The 20,351-nt window shown below is 36.9% G+C and carries 13 protein-coding genes; 12 read left to right on the top strand and 1 reads right to left on the bottom strand.

Annotation, left to right across the window (positions count from 1 at the left end; all coding sequences use genetic code 11):
• Positions 1-17: 17 nt before the first annotated feature.
• The 12 genes from MP478_RS00885 to MP478_RS00830 all read left to right on the top strand — a co-directional run bounded on the left by MP478_RS00885 (position 18) and on the right by MP478_RS00830 (position 18,465).
• On the top strand, positions 18-4,256 hold the full coding sequence (locus tag MP478_RS00885; protein ID WP_257199300.1) for a type I polyketide synthase: 4,239 nt from the start codon (positions 18-20) through the stop codon (positions 4,254-4,256).
• A complete protein-coding gene (locus MP478_RS00880) occupies positions 4,244-4,543 on the top strand; it encodes an acyl carrier protein (RefSeq protein ID WP_209801938.1) in 300 nt (99 codons plus the stop codon). Before MP478_RS00885 ends, MP478_RS00880 begins: the two co-directional genes overlap by 13 nt.
• A complete protein-coding gene (locus MP478_RS00875; RefSeq protein WP_257199299.1) occupies positions 4,534-5,316 on the top strand; it encodes an alpha/beta fold hydrolase in 783 nt (260 codons plus the stop codon). Before MP478_RS00880 ends, MP478_RS00875 begins: the two co-directional genes overlap by 10 nt.
• The gene (locus MP478_RS00870; RefSeq protein ID WP_257199298.1) at positions 5,309-7,711 is read left to right on the top strand and encodes a glycosyltransferase; all 2,403 of its coding nucleotides are present in this window, start codon (positions 5,309-5,311) and stop codon (positions 7,709-7,711) included. Before MP478_RS00875 ends, MP478_RS00870 begins: the two co-directional genes overlap by 8 nt.
• A gap of 88 nt (positions 7,712-7,799) precedes the next feature.
• Positions 7,800-9,071, top strand: a complete 1,272-nt coding sequence (locus MP478_RS00865; RefSeq protein WP_257199297.1) for a condensation domain-containing protein — start codon at positions 7,800-7,802, stop codon at positions 9,069-9,071.
• Positions 9,068-10,321, top strand: coding sequence for a condensation domain-containing protein (locus tag MP478_RS00860; protein WP_257199296.1), 1,254 nt, complete (start codon positions 9,068-9,070; stop codon positions 10,319-10,321). The genes MP478_RS00865 and MP478_RS00860 overlap by 4 nt, the downstream gene beginning before the upstream one ends.
• 71 nt (positions 10,322-10,392) lie before the next feature.
• Positions 10,393-10,854, top strand: coding sequence for a hypothetical protein (locus tag MP478_RS00855; protein ID WP_257199295.1), 462 nt, complete (start codon positions 10,393-10,395; stop codon positions 10,852-10,854).
• 311 nt (positions 10,855-11,165) lie between these two features.
• A complete protein-coding gene (gene dndC / locus MP478_RS00850; protein ID WP_257199294.1) occupies positions 11,166-12,530 on the top strand; it encodes a DNA phosphorothioation system sulfurtransferase DndC in 1,365 nt (454 codons plus the stop codon).
• 3 nt (positions 12,531-12,533) lie between these two features.
• Positions 12,534-14,624 (top strand): AAA family ATPase, encoded by a 2,091-nt coding sequence (locus MP478_RS00845; RefSeq protein WP_257199293.1) that lies wholly within the window; start codon positions 12,534-12,536, stop codon positions 14,622-14,624.
• Positions 14,608-15,003, top strand: a complete 396-nt coding sequence (locus MP478_RS00840; protein ID WP_257199292.1) for a DndE family protein — start codon at positions 14,608-14,610, stop codon at positions 15,001-15,003. The genes MP478_RS00845 and MP478_RS00840 overlap by 17 nt, the downstream gene beginning before the upstream one ends.
• A 73-nt stretch (positions 15,004-15,076) precedes the next feature.
• Positions 15,077-15,862, top strand: a complete 786-nt coding sequence (locus MP478_RS00835; protein ID WP_257199291.1) for a restriction endonuclease — start codon at positions 15,077-15,079, stop codon at positions 15,860-15,862.
• Between the two features lie 119 nt (positions 15,863-15,981).
• Positions 15,982-18,465: a type I restriction enzyme HsdR N-terminal domain-containing protein gene (locus MP478_RS00830; protein WP_257199290.1), complete on the top strand. Its 2,484-nt coding sequence runs from the start codon at positions 15,982-15,984 to the stop codon at positions 18,463-18,465.
• Positions 18,466-18,506: 41 nt separating this feature from the next.
• Here MP478_RS00830 and MP478_RS00825 read toward each other — a convergent pair whose 3' ends face one another.
• A complete protein-coding gene (locus MP478_RS00825; RefSeq protein ID WP_257199289.1) occupies positions 18,507-20,324 on the bottom strand; it encodes a DUF262 domain-containing protein in 1,818 nt (605 codons plus the stop codon).
• Positions 20,325-20,351 lie beyond the last annotated feature (27 nt).

Genomic DNA, 20,351 nt, shown 5'->3' with positions numbered 1-20,351 from the left:
CTCTGTATAAACTAAGTATGAAAAAAACGGATGTTGCTGTAATTGGTCTGTCTTGTGTCTTTCCGGGGGCACAGGACGCCAACACTTTTTGGCAGAATATTGTCAATAAAGTAGACTCTACCCAATTGGCTCCGGCTGATAGGATAGATCCGGTTCACTTTAGTGATGCCACAAGCCCTGTTGACCGCTTTTATTGTCAGCGTGGGGGATTTATTCCTGATTATGAATTTGATCCTACAGCATTTGGTATTTTGCCATTGGCTGTGGAAGGAACAGAGCCAGATCATTTGCTAACCCTTGATTTGGTTCAGAAAGCATTGCAGGATGCCGGGGTCTTTCAAAAAAAGACCTCCCTTGAAAAAACGGGAATTATCATCGGTAAAGGAAACTATACCGGTCCTGGAGCTACCCGTGCCATCGAAATTGTAAGAACCGGAGAACAAATCTCTTCGTTACTGCAGGAGCTATTGCCTCAGGTATCTTCTGTGGATATTGAAAAGGTAAAACACGCTTTCCAGGAACGCAAAGGACGTTTTGCCGCTGATACCGCCATGGGATTAATTCCCAACCTTGTCGCTTCACTGGTGGCTAACCGCTTTAATTTGGGCGGGGCTGCCTTTACCGTGGATGCTGCCTGTGCCAGCGCTTTAATTGCGGTGGATCATGCCGTACAGGAACTGCAGCGGGGCCGTTCGGATATGATGATTGCAGGAGGAGTACACACCGGACAAAATGCTGCTTTCTGGAGTATTTTTGCCCAGCTGGGAGCGATGTCACATCAACAGCAGATTAAACCGTTCAGTAGTGATGCTGACGGGTTACTCATTGGTGAAGGCTGTGGTTTCGTTGTCTTAAAAAGACTGGAAGATGCAGTACGTGATCAGGATAAAATCTATGCAGTCATTAAAGGAGTGGGCGTAAGCAGTGACGGTAACGGCACCAGTGTGATGAGTCCATCTGTGAAAGGTCAGCTTAAAGCATTAGAACAGGCCTGGAACCATGCAGAACTGGATGAAAAGCAGATCGGTTACCTTGAAGCCCATGGTACAGGAACTCCACTTGGAGACAAAACAGAGCTTCAGACCTTAGCGCAATTCTTTGGAAAAGAAGAGACTGCTCCTATGGCAGGTATTGGATCTGTAAAGTCCAATATCGGACATGCCATGCCGGCTGCAGGAATCGCAGGACTGATTAAAACCTGCCTCTCATTACATCATGATACTTTACCTCCTACATTATATTGTGAGAATCCGACTGCAGATATGCAGAACACAAGATTCGAACCTGTTCAGGAAGCCAAAAACTGGTCAAAAACAGGGCTGCCAAAAGTAGCCGCAGTGAATGCTTTCGGATTCGGAGGAATCAATGCACACGTTGTTCTTGAAGGCTATAATATGCCGAAGAAAGACCATGTATTGCTATTGGCAAGACCTACCCATGAAGAATTACTTGCGGCATTACAAAATAATGACAGCACAGTAGGCGAAGGAAATTTCAGGGTGGCGATATTCGATCCAACCCCTGCAAGAATAGAAAAAGCACTTAAAATAGTCTCCAAGAACATCACCTGGAGAAATAAACAGGATATTTGGTATACCTCTGCCCCATTATTAAAGGATGGCGGAAAAGTAGCCTTTGTATTCCCTGGCTTAGACGGTCTGGCCAAAGGTGAAGTAGATACTGTAAGCCGTTATTTCGGTTTAACAGCTCCTATAGAAAATGAAGGCGAAGGCCTGCTAAACGACGCATTACATATTTTCAACAACTGCAGTATCCTTGATCATTCATTGAAAAAGCTGGGAATAATACCTGATATGAATGCAGGACACAGCTTGGGAGAATGGCTGGCAGGATATTCCTCGGAATTGGCAGAAGCCAATTCTGTTAAAGCCCTGATCGACGTATTGAATCCTGAAACCTTTGAATTAAAAGATTCTAAATTCATTGCGATCGGAGCCGGTATGAGTACTGTGATTCCTCTTATCAGCGGCATTTCAAACATCTATGTTTCTAACGACAACTGTCCTAACCAAGTGATCCTGTGTGGCAGTAATGCTGCATTGGATGAAGTGGTTCCTCTCTTAAAGTCAAAACAGATTTTCCATCAGATCCTGCCGTTCCAGTCCGGATTTCACTCTCCTTTTATCGCTGATAAACTGGATGTGATTTTAGCGGGTATGGGAAAGGCACAATTCCAAAAGACCAAAATCCCGTTATGGTCTGCCACTACCCTGGAGCCCTATCCTTCAGATCAGGATGCGATCAGAAAACTGAGTGCAGAGCATCTTGTTCAACCTGTTCGCTTCCGGGAGCTAACCGATAAGCTTTATGAGGAAGGGGCAAGATTCTTTATCCAGGTGGGTACCGGAGGACTGATTGGTTTCATTGATGATACCCTAAAAGGAAAAGCATTCAGTACCATCGCTTCCAGTGTTCCTACCCGATCTGCATTGGCGCAGTTACAACGGGTAGTTGCTGCATTATTTGTGGAAGGAAAGACGATTGCCCTTGATTTTCTGGAGATTCAGAATCAGGAAAAAAAACCATCAGGAAAAGGGATCAAACTGGAATTGGGGTCACCTATTATCCGTAATTTCAAAGAAATTAAAAGCCTGGTTCCCTCTTTTGAGGCTTCCAAACAATATACCGCTTCGCCTATTGCTACAAAAAGCGGTTATCCACTTGTACAGGCCTTCCAGGACAATGTTGCAGATATGATCCGTATGCAGGAAGAAGTGTTAACACTTTTCCAGAACCGTCCGGAAATTACTATCCAGCGTCCAGCTCCTGTAGCTGCTAAAGCACCGAGAAGTACCCATTTCTCAAAAGATATGTATGTTACCCTGGAAAGTCATCCCTATCTTATCGATCACAGTTTATTGAGACAGCCTAAAGGATGGGCTCATGTCGCTGATATGGAACCGGTCATCCCGATGACCATGATTTTTGAGCAGCTGGCAGAAATTGCTGAAGCAGAAATACCGGGAACACAGGTTCATAAGATTATGAATGTAAGTGTTTTCCAATGGATGAATGTAGCCAAGCCTTTTGAAAAAACAGTACAGGGAGAATGGCGTTCCTCTCACCATGCTTACCTGGACATCGAGAATTTTGCGAATGCAGAAGTGATTTTAAAATCATCCCCGGTACCTACACCCGATTTCAATCTTTCCATTGGTGATCTTTTACCTATCGAAAGAACTCCTGAAGAAATTTATGATATGCATATGTTCCACGGAGAAAAATATCAGGGAATTACTGAAATTTCATCAGTAGGAACTAAAGGTATCGTAGGGAAGATCAAAGGAAATGGCGGTAAAGGCTCTTTACTTGATAATGCAGGACAATTATTCGGACTTTGGTTGCAGCTTACATTAGTGAAAGACCGTATTGCATTCCCGGTGAAGATCAGAGACATTGAATTCTTTGGTGATATGCATGACCAGGAAGGTATTTTTGAATGTACCTGTATGCTTACCGAGCTTAATGATGAATTTGCAACAGCCAATATCGTCCTTACAAGAGACGGAAAAGTCTGGTGTGCCATCACCGGCTGGCAAAACAGAAGATTGGAAATCGATGCTGCGTTATGGAATGTTTCCATGTCACCGCTGCACAACCGCCTTTCGGAGGAAATTGCCCCTGAAGTATTCTTTTTCCACCAGGCCTATACCAGAGTGGCTTCGTGGGATTTTATCCTCAAAAGATATTTCAACCAAACGGAAAAACAATTTCAGCAGCAGCTATTGCCTAATAAAAAGAAAAACTGGATGGTAAGCCGTGTAGCCGTAAAGGATGCTGTAAGAAATCTTCTTCGCAAGGAAAAAGATCATGCCTGCTTCCCGATTACCTTTGAAATCCGTTCCGATGAAGTGGGGAAACCTTACCTCATCAGTGATTTTACAGAAAACATTCATATCTCACTGGCTCATAAAGGAAAAGATGCGGTAGGAATAGCACGGTATGGAAAATCTGTAGGAATTGATATGGAGCTCATTGAAGAGCGCAGCTCCGGATTCTACGACATGGTATTTACCGAAAAGGAATTAGCATTATTAAAAGACAGAGATCAGGCAGAATGGACGACCCGTTTCTGGGTAGCCAAGGAAGCATACGGAAAGTTCCTGGGTACAGGACTGAAAGGAAATCCTAAGGCCTTCGAAGTCGAACTTATAAAAGATGATCACTTGTGGATCAACACTATTGAAATCAAAACTATTAAACATCAAAATTATATTATCGGATGGACACTGTAAACCCAACATTAAAATTGAACCACGAAGAACTATTTACTCTTTTAAAAGGTTTTATTACTGAAGTGATAGGCGCAGAATTTGTAGAAGAAATGGACATCACTCCTGAAAGTTCATTCACCAGGGATTTGGAAATGGACAGCATAGAAATTGTCTCTTTTTCTGAAAAAATCAAAGCGCATTTTGGCGATCAGATTGATTTTACCGGTTGGCTGTCTTCTATGGACCTGGACCAGCTGATCAATCTTGACCTTAGTATGATCATCAATTATATCTACGAATGCCAATAATCACTGTCAATAACAGGCAAGTTCATATACAGGAACTCAACAAAGATGCCGGACAAACCGTGGTGCTGATCCACGGGATGTTCAGCAACCTGTCCATTTATTATTTTAATATTGCCCCTATCCTGGCAAAGCATTTCCATGTAGTGATGTACGATTTGAAAAGCCACGGCATGAGTGAGCGTTTTCTCAATGGATATGATCTCGATACCATGTCATCCGATCTGATTAGTTTAATAGATCATCTTCAGTTGGAAAAAGTACATCTGGTAGGCTACAGCTTCGGTGGTCTTATCGCTTTGAAAACAGCATTAGAATATCCGGATCGCGTCAACCAGCTGGCTGTTATGGAAGCACCGGATCCTCAGGACGAAAAGGCCCGTAATATTATTGATGAGTACAGCAAAGAGTTTCTTGAGCATTATGTAGCCAATTTTACGGATACCACTAAAGTGCAGATGGGGAAAAGACAGATGGAAAAAAACCATCGTATGTATGAGTTTCTGTTTAACCAGACCAGCATTAAGGCAGATATGATCAGGGAAAAGCATTTTCTTGGTGAGGCACCCCTTACCGAACTGGCTGTTCCCACTTTATTAGTGTATGGTGTGGAGTCCAACTGCAGGCCTACAGGAGAATGGTTGCAGACACAGATCAGCACTTCAGAGCTTGAATTGATTCCTGGTGATCATAATATCCCGATACAGGAACCTCACCTGATCGCAGAAACTATCGTTCATTTTTTATCTAAAATTTTAACACAAAACCATGGCTAAATTTGCATTTATAGTTCCACCATTGACCGGGCACGTCAATCCAACCCTAAGCATCGGGGCTACGCTGCTGGAAAGAGGGCACGAAGTAGCATGGATCAGCCTTGACCCTAGTTTGGAGGCTAAACTTCCTGCGGGAGGAGAATTATTACTGATCCAATACGATCAGTCTGACGAAGAAAAGAAAGAGAGCGAACAATATCTTGATATTATTTCAAAAAAAGTAGTCTACGGAATAGACAGCATTAAGTTCCTTTACGAAGATGTCCTTATTCCTCTAAACAGACATTGTTATAAAGGTATCGTTGCCCTACTTAAAACATACCAACCTGATTTGATTATCGGAGACCATCAGCTTTTTGCGGCACCTATTGCTGCAAAGGCACTGGGAATTCCTTATGCCACTTCCGTTACCGCTCCGGCTGCCATTAAAATCATGAATGAGCTGCCCAAGGTACATGAATGGGAAGTGAATCAGATCATCGATTTACAGAAAGAACTTGGCGTTAATGAAGAGCGTTCCCTGGCTACTTCTGACCTGTTGACCCTTGTTTTGACCTCCACTTATTTCTTTGGGGAAATGGAGGATCTGCCTTCTCAATACCAATTTACAGGTCCGGTTCTTACAGAGCGCCGTATCTCTTGTGAATTCGATTGGGACAGATTAAAAAGCGCTACCAACAAAAAAATTTTAGTAAGCATCGGAACTACTTTCGATCACGATCATAAAAAAGCATTCTTCCAAAAGGTTATTGATGCTTTTAAAGATGAAGATGTAACGGTTGTAGTGGTTTCTGATCCACAACTTTTCGAGCAGTGGCCGGAAAACTTTATGGTGTATCAGCAGGTTCCTCAATTGGATCTCTTACCTCATCTGGATGGTGTGGTTTGCCATGGCGGTCACAATACCGTTTCCGAAACGCTATCCAATGGTATTCCTTTGGTAGTCATTCCTATCGCTTACGACCAGTCCCATGTGGCAGGACGCGTTGTGCGTACAGAAGCAGGGGAACGTCTTAACTTCAACCGATTCAAAGCCAACCACCTGAGAGATGCCGTCCATCAGATTTTAAATAATCCAGGCTACCGTGAAGCTGCCCAAAAAGTAGGACAGTCTTTTGTGGAAGCCGGAGGTTCAGCGACTGCAGCAGATTTATTGGAAAAAGCTATATTAAGAGCTTCAAAACCTGAGAAACCTTCTAAATTCTTATTTGTTGTCCCTCCGTTTTTCGGACATGTCAGCCCCACTTTAAGTGTAGGAGCGAGTCTGATTGCGCGTGGCCATGAAGTAAAATGGTTTGGGATTACCCCTTTAGACAGCAAACATATTCCGGAAGGAGGTTCTTATTATTATCCTGAAGAAGACCTTATTCCGTATCAGGATGAAATCGCCCGTATTTTAAAAAGGCAGGACGACGGACCGGCATGTTCCGGACCTGAAGTGATGAAACTGGCACTGGAAGAAACCTACGTCCCGTTTGCCAAGATGATGATGCCGGGATTAACCCGCCTTACAGAAAGCTGGAAACCTGATGTCATCGTAAACGACTGTATTAGTTTTGGAGGAGCCCTTTTCGCTCATAAACATAATATCCCTTGTGTCACCACAACCCCTGTTCCACCGGATGTGATGGGAGACACGGAAAAATCCGCACCAAAAATCTGGGAATGGCAACAAAACCTGATCAAGGACCTTCAGAAAGAAGTAGGCATCCATGAGGAAGGCATTTATATCCATTCTCACAAATTAAATATGGTGTTTACTTCACAGGCTTTTGCCGGTTTTGAAACCGTTCCGTCTCATATGAAATTTGTAGGTCCGGTAAAAGGCCGTCCCAATGATGCTCCTTTTGACTGGGATAAGCTGAATGCTTCTACTACCCCAAAGATCTTTGTATCCTTAGGTACATTATTAGTGGACATCAGAAAAGCTTTCTTTGAAAAGATTATTGCTGCATTTGCTGATCAGCCGGTTACGGTGATTGCGGCTACTCCACCGGAGATCTTTGAAGAATGGCCCTCTAACTTTATTGTGAACAGTTTCGTCCCTCAATCAGCGGTCATGCAGCAAATGGATATGGTGATCTGCCATGGTGGTTTCAATACCGTTAACGATACATTCAGAAACGGACTGCCTATGCTGATTACGCCTATTGCTTATGACCATTTTCATATTGCCAAATTAATCGAGCAGGCCGGTTGCGGAATCAGTATCCGATACAAACGACTTCGTGTGGAAGCGCTTCGTGAGACTGTTTTTGAATTACTGGAAAATCCAAAATACAGGGCTGCCGCTAAGGAAGTTCAGCATACTTTCCATACGGCGGGCGGTAACGATAAAGCGGTAGAGTTATTAGAAAACTTTGTACAGGAACATTCCACATTAGCTTCTGTATAGCCTATGAAATTGCTATGATTTACAGACTCAACACTGATAAAAACAACGCGATTGCATATGACCTAATAAAAAAGACAGACATCTACATATGAAAAGAAGATTGTTATTCGGAGAACGTATGCTATTGGGAGACGGAACAGAACCTTTCAATGCAGTGATTCCTTTCAGGCTGAGAGGAACGTTTAAACTTGCAGACATCCAACGGGCCCTGGCCCAGATTCAAAAAAAGCATCCATGGCTGAGGGCACTCATCACCCATGATGAAAAAAATATTCCATGGTTTGATGTACAGGAAACCTCTATATCCATTCCGGTGCGGATCATACCCCGCCAGCATGAAAACCAATGGCAGGAGGAATCCAGGAAAGAATGGCATACCCTGTTCAATTACGAAAAACTTCCCCTGATCCGGTTTGTATGGATCAAAGGGGAAGAAGTTTCAGATATGCTTTTTGCATTCCACCACTGTTTATGTGATGGTGGCTCTGCAATGGCTTTTTTAGATGAATTTTTAAAAACACTTGATAATCCGTCCACTGATATTGGAACAGAACATCCTATATTGGGAATTCAGGATGTCGTTCCCGCCCATATTTTAAACAGCCGTAAGCAGCAGCTGAAGGCTAAATTTATAGGCAGACTGGCAGCAACAGCCATCAGATTTATCCCTGTAGGTAAAAAAGCTGTTGACCGGCAGGACGATTATCTGATTAACTGGAAAGTGGATGAATCGGTAAGCCAACAGCTGATTTCTTACTGCAAATCCAATGAAGTTACCGTCAATACGTTCTTAAGTGCGGCATTGCTTCAGGCATTCAGAAAAGTAAAAGGATCAGCAGCCTTTAACAAGATTTCCTGTCCCGTAGACATCAGACGTTTTGCCACCCAGATCAAAAATGACCATATCTTCGCTTTTGGGCTGATGATTGTGGTTTCCTCCAATGAAAAGATGAGTTTCCTGGAAAACCTACGTTCCATGCAGTCCTGTGTAGAACGTAAAACGTCCAAGCTCAATCCTTATATTACCATGATGGTAATGGAATCCGGACATGATGCTTTGAATAATTTCACCAAGCTTCTAAAGAACGGAAAATCCTCCAACGACTGTATGTTTTCCAACCTGGGACGCATCCAGATCCCTCATGAGTATAAAGAATTTTCGGTAGATACTATTTTCAGCCCGTCGGTCATCGGACCATTGGGGAATACGACGACGATGGTGGTTTCTACCTACCGTGGAAAAATGGACTTTTCCTTTGTGGGAAGTGAAGGATATCTCCCTTATACCGAAGCATTGGCCATCCGTGATGAAGTGATGCAGATCATCAAAGTACAACTGGAATATATCGCCGTATCATGATCAGAAGAAAACTAATGATGGTAGAAAGGATCATGTATGTGGATCCTCAGACCCCTTTAAACTGTGTGTTTACCGCCAGGATTAATGGAGAACTCCAGGAGGAAAACTTCAGGATAGCCCTGGAAAAAATCCAGCAGAAACACCCTTTACTACGGGTGGTGGTAGATACCCAAAGCGAAAAATATCCGTTTTTTGCTGAAGAAAAAGAGATCACTCCTATTCCACTCCGTATGGTTCAGCGACTAACCGATCAGGATTGGCTGTTGGAGTCTGAAAAAGAATGGTTCCGTTTATTTGACGAAGAAAAAGCGCCTATGGCCAGAATGGTATGGATCAAAGGAAACGGAGTCTCCGAAATCATGTGGGTAATGCCCCATTGTATTTCTGACGGAACTACCTGTGTTACCCTTATGCGCGAGCTCCTTACACTGCTGGATGATCCATCCTCTGAATTAATTTCTTACCAGGCATTTGATTCCGTAGATGATTTTCTGCCTTCAGATTTCAATGCAGGCCGAAAAAAACACAAAGCCAGATTGTATTTACTATTCGCCAGGATATTCTTTTCTATCCAGCGAAAAAGTAAAAAAAGAAATAAAGGAAACAACTATGCGATTCACTGGAAGCTGGATCCTACCACTACCCAACACATTACTGAAAAATGTAAAGCCAATGGCATTTCCGTTCATGCTTTATTATGTTCTTCCGTAATGCAGGCTTTCCAGGATATACAGGGCAAAAAGGCCAAAGGTAAAGTGATCAGTCCTGTAGATGTCCGTCATTTTATTCCGGAGATCAAAGAAGATCACCTGTTTGCATTTGCCCCCACAGTGGAACTTTCCCTGAAAAAAGGCTGCCAGAACATAATGGACAACGCCAAGGAAATAAAAAAAGACCTCGTTCAGAAAATCAATACGATGGAAGCCCGGGAACTCCTATGGATGGGCGAACATATGCATCCCATCGTTGACCGGATGATCAATATGCTGAAATCCAGTGAAGGCGGACATGATGTTACCCTATCCAATATGGGGAAAATCAATATCCCAAGTGAGTACAGACATTTTAAAGTGGAAACCATCCTCAGTCCTACAGTGGCATTTCCATGGCTGAATTCCAATACCTGGGTAGTTAGCACCTACAACCAACAGATGGATTTCACCTTTATGTCCAATGAAAATTTCCTTCCCAAAGAAGAAGCCCATCAAATTAAAGATAAAGCCATCGAGCTGATGACCTCGCCCCTATGAAATTTAAAATAAAACCGAAACCACCTAAAAAACTAAAGAAAACCACCCTCAAACGCTTTTTATTAAAGCGAATGATCTATTATGTCCTTCCCAATGTATTCTTCAATTTCATTATCGCCTATGCCAGCTTTAAAGAATTAGGCTACACCCATTTTTTCTCCGGCGAACAAAATCTGGCCCGCCTTACCCTACCAATGGCCCTATTTCTCCCCGTTGTCCTCACGATTGATATCATCAAAAGAGTAACCGATGCCGCTGGACAAGGCGCTATTGAGTTTACAGTAGATGAACAGCTGAATATAAAAAAACTAATGACCAAGCTGAGTATTCTGCATGGCGTGATTACCTGTTCTTTGGTTTTAGCTATGCTTTTTCTAGGACAGTATAATTTTTCAAAGGATTATAAGTTGGATGCAACGGCAATGGCTGTGGTGGTTGGGACACTGGCTGGGATATTGTCTGTGATTTTTGTGTATTTGCCGGTGTGGAGGTTGAGGAGGTGGATGTGTAGGAGGATAGAAATACTGACTTAACAAAAATTTGTAATTATAGATCCTCTTTTTATAAGGAGGATATTTTTTTAGTGGTTGAATAAGTTTATGCAAAAGAACAATCTATAATTTCATCATAAATAATAGCTTAAATATTTTCATCAAATAACTTTTTTAAACCTTTCCTCTACTATCTAATCAGATAATTATTAAGTCTTTTCAATTAATTAAAACACAAACACTTTACACTTAATAGATTATGTTTATTATAGATTTTGTTTACCAATAATTCAATGTTATTTTGCTAAATTTGACAAGAATTTTACGTGGATAAATATTGTCGAGACTAAAAAATGCAACATATAAAAAGCAAAAAAATAGAAGGGATTATTGATCAAATTATAGATCAATATGTCTATGCAGATAGATCTGAGAGACCTTGGGTTATCGGATTTAGTGGGGGTAAAGATTCAACGGTATTATTAACCTTAGTGTGGATTGCTCTACAAAGGATCAGAGAGCAGTTACCACATCCTTTTCAGTTAAAAAGAAAAGTACATGTTGTGTGTAACGATACGATGGTTGAAAATCCAATTCTTGCTGACTATGTACAAGATGTTCTTAAGAAAATAGATGAAGAAGCTAGAAATCAGGATTTGCCAATTTTTGTAAAAAGAACAACTCCTAAGCTAGAAGAAACTTTTTGGATTAATGTCATTGGAAAAGGATATCCAGTTCCAAACAATTCATTTAGATGGTGTACAGATAAATTAAAAATTCGTCCAACTTCAAGCTTTCTATTAGATCAGGTAGACGAGATGGGTGAAGCAATTGTCTTATTAGGAACCCGTTATGATGAAAGTGCAACAAGAGAACGTTCGATAAGAAAACATGAAGTTACAGGAAGAAGATTATCTAAACATAAAACATCACCAAACACATATACTTATGCTCCTATCAAAGAAATGATGATGGAAGAAGTATGGTATGTCATTAATGCTGTTCCTTCGCCTTGGGGATTTGATAATTCTATTCTATTTCAAATCTATTCAGATGCAAGTGCAGATGATTATGAATGCCCTACTGTAGTTACGGATAAAAAGCATACCTCATGTGGCCAAAGTAGATTTGGTTGCTGGACTTGTACTGTTGTTAAGAATGATAAATCAATGAATGGCTTGGTTAGCAATGGGAGAAACTGGATGCAACCATTATTAGATTTCAGAAATAGACTAGTAGAAAATCGTAATCTTCCTGAAAATAGGATGGATACTAGAAGAAATGGTCAAGTCGCAATAAATGAAGATGGGGAAAATAATGGTACTTACAATATTATGTATCGAAAAGAAATTTTAAGAGATCTATTAACCATCCAAAAAGAAATCCAAAAAGAAAGACCAGATATTACTCTTATCAATAATCAAGAATTAATTGCTATTCAAGTTATTTGGAATAGAGATCTTGAATTTGATCATACTGTTGGTGGAATTTATAAAGAAATATATGGTAAGGATATAAGCACTAACAACATTAAAGCTTTAGACCATACTGAAAAAAGAATTATCCGTGAAGTTTGTGAGAATGATATGGGTTATTATAATCTTATTGATAATTTAATTTCCCTACAAGAAACTAAGACATTATTGATCTCTAAATATGGTCTGCATAATGACATCGAAAGAAGAATTGAGAAATTTGCAATGCCAGAAAAGAAATAAAGTATGAAGATTAGAAAAATAAAATTTAATAATTTTAGAATATATAAGGGGGAAAATGAAATTAATTTTTCTTCTTCTAATTCTTCAAAAAACATCAATATTGTAGCTGGTAAAAATGGTTTTGGAAAAACGACCTTTTTAACCTCACTTATTTGGTGCTTTTATGGCAAGATGATGGTTGAAGTTGAAGAAAAATACAAACGTGATATTCGTAATTCCGGAGGGTATGAAAATTTCTTGTTAACTCTTCTTAATAGAGATATTAAAACTGAGTTTGAAGAAAATAAAAATATCAATCCAGTTCTATCTATGGAGATCGAATTAGAAGATTTATCTATACCTTCTATGCCTAGTGAATCAGTTCTAATAAAAAGATCTTTTAATCTTAAAAACGGTATTGAAGATGTTGAAATTTTAATTGATGGAGTTGAGAATGAATTAACCAAAGAAGTTGGTTATGAAGTATTTATCAACGACTTTATTCTCCCTCGAGAGATCGCTAAATTCTTTTTCTTTGATGCTGAAAAGATCGTTACACTTGCAGAAGCTAAATCAAAGTCAGAATTAAAAAATCTTAGTAAGGCATATTCAGAAGTATTAGGGATAAAAAAGTATGAGGATTTAAAAAAAAATCTGGAAACATTACTTATTAAACTTCGCAGAAACGGAGCCAAACCGCATCAACAAGAAAAGCTACAGGAATTACTGGATAAAGAAACTGAGATTCAAGAGCTCATTACAATCAGTCAAAGTAAAAGGGATGAAATTGAAAAAGAAATTTCATTAAATACCCAACAAAGTGAAGCTTTACAGGAAAAATTAATCCGAGAAGGAAATGGTATTACTGTAGAAGAATTGAAAGAACTTAAAGACGAGTACCATAACTTAAAAGTCAAATCTGATGAAATTAAAGGTAGGCTAAAAAAAATGTTGGATATTGTTCCCATTGTATTAGCTGGTAAAAAGCTCATTGAATTAGAAAATCAGATTGATAATGAGAAAGCTTCGAATAATCCATTAAATATTGATCTTATTTCAAACTTAAAGCTTTATCAATCAATTATTGAAAAGTTGAAAGAATTAGGTATTGAAAACAAAAAAAGTAAACAAGTAGTTCAAACCATTCAAGATACTCTTGGCTCCTTTAATACTTCTAAAGAAAATGGCACGAAGGTTCTTCTGGATTTTTCTTCCGAACAGAGAAGAGAAATCAAAGCTGTTATTGACAATATTAAAGGAGGCTTTAGTATACAATTTCAAGATATTGTTAAAGAGGAAAAAAATAATCGTTTAGCTATTTCTAGGGTATTCCACAAGATCAAACAAGCAGAAGCAAGAAAAGATAATGCAGTAGCTGAAAAGCTGAGAGAAGAGAAATCTAAATCAGATAAAAAAATCATTGCCTTATCTGAAGAAAAAGGTGCTCTTAATGAAGAAATTGCTACTTTAGAAACTCAATTAACGAGTAATCATAAAATACTTTCTGAATTTGAAAAGAATTTTAAATTAATTGAGGCCGATTTAGCAAAAAGTGAGGTTACTCAGAATCTTTTAGATAAAATCAATGTTATTATAAAAAGAATAAAAGAAGATAAAAAGTACTCTTTACAGAAGTCTATCTTATTAGGATTAAAAAAACTAATGCATAAAAACAACTTTATCAGAAATGTTAAAGTGAATGTGCAAGATGATATTATGGATATTGATTTATTAGATGTCAATAATAATATCATAGATAAAGAGTCTTTATCTAAAGGTGAACAGCAATTGTATGCTACTGCTTTATTAAAAGCTTTAGTAGATGAATCAGGAATTAAGTTTCCAGTATTTATTGATAGCCCTTTGCAAAAATTTGATAAGTTTCACTCGCAAAACATCATTAAAGAGTTCTACCCTTCTATTTCTGAACAAGTCGTTCTGTTCCCATTATTGGAAAAAGAGCTTTCAGAAATAGAATATGAATATCTTAAACCTTATTTGAATAAAGTACATATGATCGATAATGTTGAAGGGGCATCGTCATTGAAATCATTTAAGATAGATCAGTTGTTTAACGAATTTAAAAAAGACAGTAACTATGTTCACTCAAATTAAAACTAATAAAGCCAATAAAGACGTAGTGGCTCAGCTTACAAGAAAATTGAATTTAGGTACTGAAAATATCATAGCACGTATGGCTTTATCATATTCACTGTCTCTAGATCATAAATTGAATTTAAATACCCTTTCTGACTCTGGTGGTAAAGAATATTCCCGATCTGTTTTATTTGGAGATTACGATGATATATATATTGGATTAGTTTGTACTCATTATGGTATTTATAAGACAGACAAGGACCTTGGAAAGTATATTAAATTGCATATTGACAATGGATTGCAATTGATTAATGAGGAATTACAGAAAGTCAATAATATTGATGGTTTTGATTTTTTAGTGGAACTAATTTCTGAAAAAATTCAAATATTACATTAAGTAAAACTTTATCATTTAATAAATTGGTTATATTATCTCATTTTTCTAAATTTGGAAAAACGATAAACCATAAATGAAAATTAAAGATGCAATTTTTGAAGTTCTCGAAAAAGAGAATAAGCCTCTTAGTGTAAAAGAAATTTACCTTCAGATTATAGAAAATCAACTATATAATTTCAAATCTGATAACCCGGAACACATCGTTCGCACACTTCTTAGACGTCAAAGTGAAAATATAAATTTTCCATCCTCTCGTAAAGTAAAGTATTTTACATTTCTTGAGGATGGAACTTTTTGGTTTAAAGATAAACCTTATATATCTAAGCAAAAGAATAAAAATTTACCTAAAGAAAGACTACCCTACGACGAAATAGTAGAACTTCAAAAGAAATACAATCACACATTAAAAAAATTAATATTAAGCCAACTTTCTAATATTGAACCTGAAGATTTTGAGGAATTTTGCAGAAAACTGTTAGCTGTTTACGGCTTTAAAAATGTTAAAGTAACTCAAAAAACCAAAGATGGGGGTATTGACGGTTATGGTGAACTTAAAATAGGTATTGCAACTATGCTGGTAGCTTTTGAATGTAAGCGATGGATAAATACGGTCGGTCGGCCAAAGGTTAGCCAATTTCGTGGAGATATACAAGGTAAGTATCAACAAGGCATTTTCTTCACAACCTCTAAATTTTCTAAAGAAGCAAAAGATTCATCATTACAATCAGGAGCTGTTCCCATTATTTTAATTGATGGAAATAGTATTGTTGATTTAATGATGGAAAAAGAATTTGGCGTTGAAAAGATCGAACTACCAATATATTCGAATGCTTTAGATCTTATTTTACAGAAAGAATAGCCTCTCAAATACTATTAGAAAATTAGAAAAGGTCAATAAATTGATGATTCCTATTTGTTTAAACAAAAAATAATCTTAGACCTTGATAAAATACAAATACGCTTTATTTATAATTGATTATGCATTTATCAGAAGACGATATAAGAACTAAAATAGTTTATGAATGGCTAAAAGACTGCCCAATTACTCCTAATGAAATAAAAATTGAATTTACAATTAAAATCCGTTTAGGAAGAGGTATCAAATTAATAAATTCAAGAGCAGACATACTAGTTACAAACTCAAAGGGGGATAATTTAATAATTATTGAAGTTAAAAAACCTTCTCATAATTTACATCAAGATGATAGATTTCAAGCATTATCTTATGCCAGGGCATTAGCAGAAGGAGGAATAGCCCCATTTACAATCCTTACGAATGGAATAGATACACTTATTTTCGATTCTATTTCTGGAGAAGAAATTTCGGGAAGTGTAGTCCAATCTACTCACAAATATATTAAAAATCAATTTAGAGTTACCGGTGATGTAATTGGTGCTTATTCTGAGGCATTAAACTATCTTGTTTCGGTATCAGAAGATAATTTATTAGAGTTTTGTAAAGGTCAATCAGAATTTAGGATGTCTCTATTGAAGAGTGATGACTTGTTTTCTGGAAAAAAATATATCCCACAAACATATGTAGATAGAATTAGGGCTAAAAAAGAACTGGATAACAAGCTATTTTTTGATGAAGAAACTTGGGATCTTCTTTTAGTAACTGGTCCTCCACAACATGGAAAAACATCATTTGTTTGTAATATGATTGATACTTATCATAGTAACAATATACCAAGTTTATTTTATCCCGCAATTTCTCTAAAAGAAGGTTTGTTAAATGCTTTGGTTGATGATTTTCAATGGTCGTTTAACAGTAACTTTTCAATAATTCAAATAGCACAAAGACTAAATTCGATTTTAGAAAGACGTAATCAACATCTGGTTATAGTTATTGATGGCTGGAATGAAATGTTTGATACTCCCTTGCGCTTAAATGAAGAATGTATGCGATTGAATTCTAAAAGAATTAAAATTGTTATAAGTTCAACGAGTGCATCTTTAGAAAGAATGCTTTATGATAGTGCCGGGAATCTCGAATTTGTTGGTAGTATAGTAAAATTAACAAAAGAACAAATTAGAAAATTATGTTCGGAGCCATTGCAAAACACAAAAAAAATAGGAATATTACAAATCGGTAAATTTAATTCCGAAGAAATAAACGAAGCAAAATCTAAATATGGAAAAGCCTTTAATGTTCAATATGAAGACGGAGGGAATTTACCGCATGACCCTTTCTATTTAAGACTTGCAGCCGAACAATATACAAATGGTATTATACCCGCATTTGCTAATAGAAGTTCACTTATTCATAATAGTATACTATCAAAAGGTAGCCGATCACGTATTGAAGAATTAGAGTTACTAAGAGGGTTAATCGCTTTGTCTGAAGTCTTGTATAAATATGACTCTCCTATTAAGCTTGTTTCAATGCCCCAATTATTTAACTCTGATAATTTGGGTCGATGGTGTGAGGCTGCAATCTTGCAAGAGTTAAAAAATGAAATTTCTACGGAAGTTGATTTTTATTATACCCATGATAGAGATTATTCCATCGCTATCCTGTATAAAGAATGGCATAATTTGTTTCAAGAGTCTACTTCTACATCTAGAATAATCCAAGAACTACATGAGGCAATAAAAACTGAGGCTGGAAGAACTGCTCTTCAATGGTTTTTAAGTTGCCCTGATTATTTTGAGCATTTAAAAGTTGTGTTTTCTATTCTTTCGAAAGATTTAAACAAAGATTTAGTACGTTTTACGAAACAACCCATTCTAAACCAAGTTAAATTGAATAATAAGTTAGATTTCGAATGGCTAGAAATATATCTTACAGAATTCATAGGTATTGATCAAGATCAACCATTAGAAAATTCAGAAATTAGCGAATTAATATATGCCTACGTTACAAGCATTGATAGAGTTAAAAATAAGAGTTCTTTTGAATTTTGGATTACTGCATTATTAAAATATGATACTAGCCTAGAAGATTTGGGACCTGAAGAGTGCTATATGGCTCAAATCTTTGAATGCGAAATAGAAGGTTATACTATTTATGATACTTCCAACCTTGATATTGAGTTGCTTGAAAGGTTAGTATTACATAGTGATGAGGAAGTTGCTAGTAAATCAGCACTTTATCTAGCTTATACCGCTCCTTATGGCTTTCTGGAGAATCTTATAGAATATAGAAAAAAATTACTGGATAGCGGTCGTGACTATGAAAGTATATTGAATTGTGCTTGCGATAGAATAATTTACTATTTAGATGATTATTATTATGGAAATTTTTGTAAAGGGGTTTTGATAGAGGCTGAGATTGGCGATGAGGATATTGAAGAGGAATATTTCTATTTGAAATCCATTGCAATCCCAATAATAAATGCTTATTGCAATAATGGTATAGGAAGATTCCTTTTTTATTTATTAAATGAAATTAGAATTAAAATGGAAATAAACGATGACATTGATCTTGAAAACTCAAATCAACTTAAATTTGATTTTTAATTTTGTGACCTTCATTGGAAAGGTCACAAAATTTTTTATTACTAAACAACAAAAATGGCACAGGCCATGTTTTTTAAAACTTCTTTTCTTGTTGATAGTTCAGTTGTTGTCCATTGAGGCAAAGTACCAATATCATTATTTAAACTAACTGATGAAGCTAAAAAAATGGGTTTTTTAGTTAAGAAATCATCATTTCCCCCTAATACATTATCTGTAGGTCCCATAAAAGTTAGGTTTTCTAAGTGATTTTTGAAAGGTTCAATATTTGCATTTTGAACAACACCATGAGCATTGCGAGGATATACATGCTCAATAGTAGTACTTGAGAAATCGTAAATTCTAGTTTTGTCAAGACATTTTGGCGCACCAACTGTACCATTATCATACCATCTTTTATAATGTTCTAAGGCCATTAAGAAATACTTAGTAGGTTTATTTCCTCCACCTTCTTTATATGCTAAAGTATCCAAAGAACTTTTAAAAACCGTATCATTTGCACGAGCATTTAATATAATTCGCAACTCATTCTTTAAATCATCAATATTATAGGTTGCTGGATTCAATCTCATACGCACGGAATGCAAATGAAATATTGTAACTACAGCTTCAATATGTTGATTACAAACAGTTTTATATCTAAATAAGAATTTTTCTAATATTTGTACTATTTCCGAAAATTTTGATTCGCCAAGATGATAGCTTGATAATAATATAGGTAATGTGACTTTAAAACCGAGTTCTCGGATTAACAAATCTAGTCTATTTTTATCCCATTGAACAATAGATCGAGAGCTACTACTATATGGCCATATTCCATTAGAAATTTTTCTTGAAATCTCAAATTCCTCTTTCAATTGTTGAATTGTACTTAATATTGCTTGAGCATCCGTTACTACTATTGTTTGGTTGTGTTGAGGAAAAAATCTACTCATATAATCATCAAAAAGAGTAGTACTTCCGGCTCTCGTCCCATAATGAGATGCATAAATCCATCTTAAATGATCGTCTGTTATTTTTGATGTATCAATTAAAATATCATCCCAAAGATTTTCGACTAAATTTTGTTGCGTTGAAAAACCTTCTAATAATTCTAAAGTTTTCGCTCGCAATAAATCTCCTTCGGTTAAACTTTTACCTCTATCATTTAATACCTGAAAAAGTTTGTAAGCCTCTCTTTCATCATAAGTGATAATATGAATTAAAGTAAAGTCATTATCTATTATTTTTTGAAATTCTTCCAAGTTATCCAATCTATCAGTAATCGAATGAGCAGCATATAAAGATTTAATTTTCGCCAAAATTTGGTCAAATGCACTTATTAAACGATGGTGAGAATCTCTAGAAGGTGTGGGATTGTTTCGTTTAATAAGATTACTGAAAAAGGCCTTATCTGATTTAGATAATTCTAATACATCAATAGTAAAAGTATTTCGATTGACCTCTTGATCAAACTGTATAAATCTCTCCGATAGTTTACTTATACGATTTTCTATTATTTTCTCATTGGTAGTATCACCATTGTTTTTTGCTTCCTCAAGCATTTCTTCATAAACTGAAATTACTGAAGCAATAAAAAGTATAAATGTTGCAAATCTTTGTTGGCCATCTACCAATTCATATTCATGCTGATGCACAACTCCTGTAACTTTTCGTTCAACGCTAACTATACCACCAAAGAAATGGTTTATTTCATTTCCGGGACCAAGTCTCCTTTTTTCATAACAATTTGTAAGATCTTTTATAAAATCTTGAACTTCATGATTTTCCCATGCATAGCTTCTTTGATATTTTGGAATTCTATACATTGGATCTCTTCCAAAAAACTTACCTACTGCTGCATATTCAGGTTCTACTCTCATAATAATTTTCTTTTTAAATGGTTATTT

It is taken from the genome of Chryseobacterium sp. WG14, assembly GCF_024586945.1.
GTDB lineage: Bacteria > Bacteroidota > Bacteroidia > Flavobacteriales > Weeksellaceae > Chryseobacterium.
The sequence above is the reverse complement of the archived record's forward strand: the minus strand, read 5'-3'. Positions and strand labels throughout refer to the sequence as shown.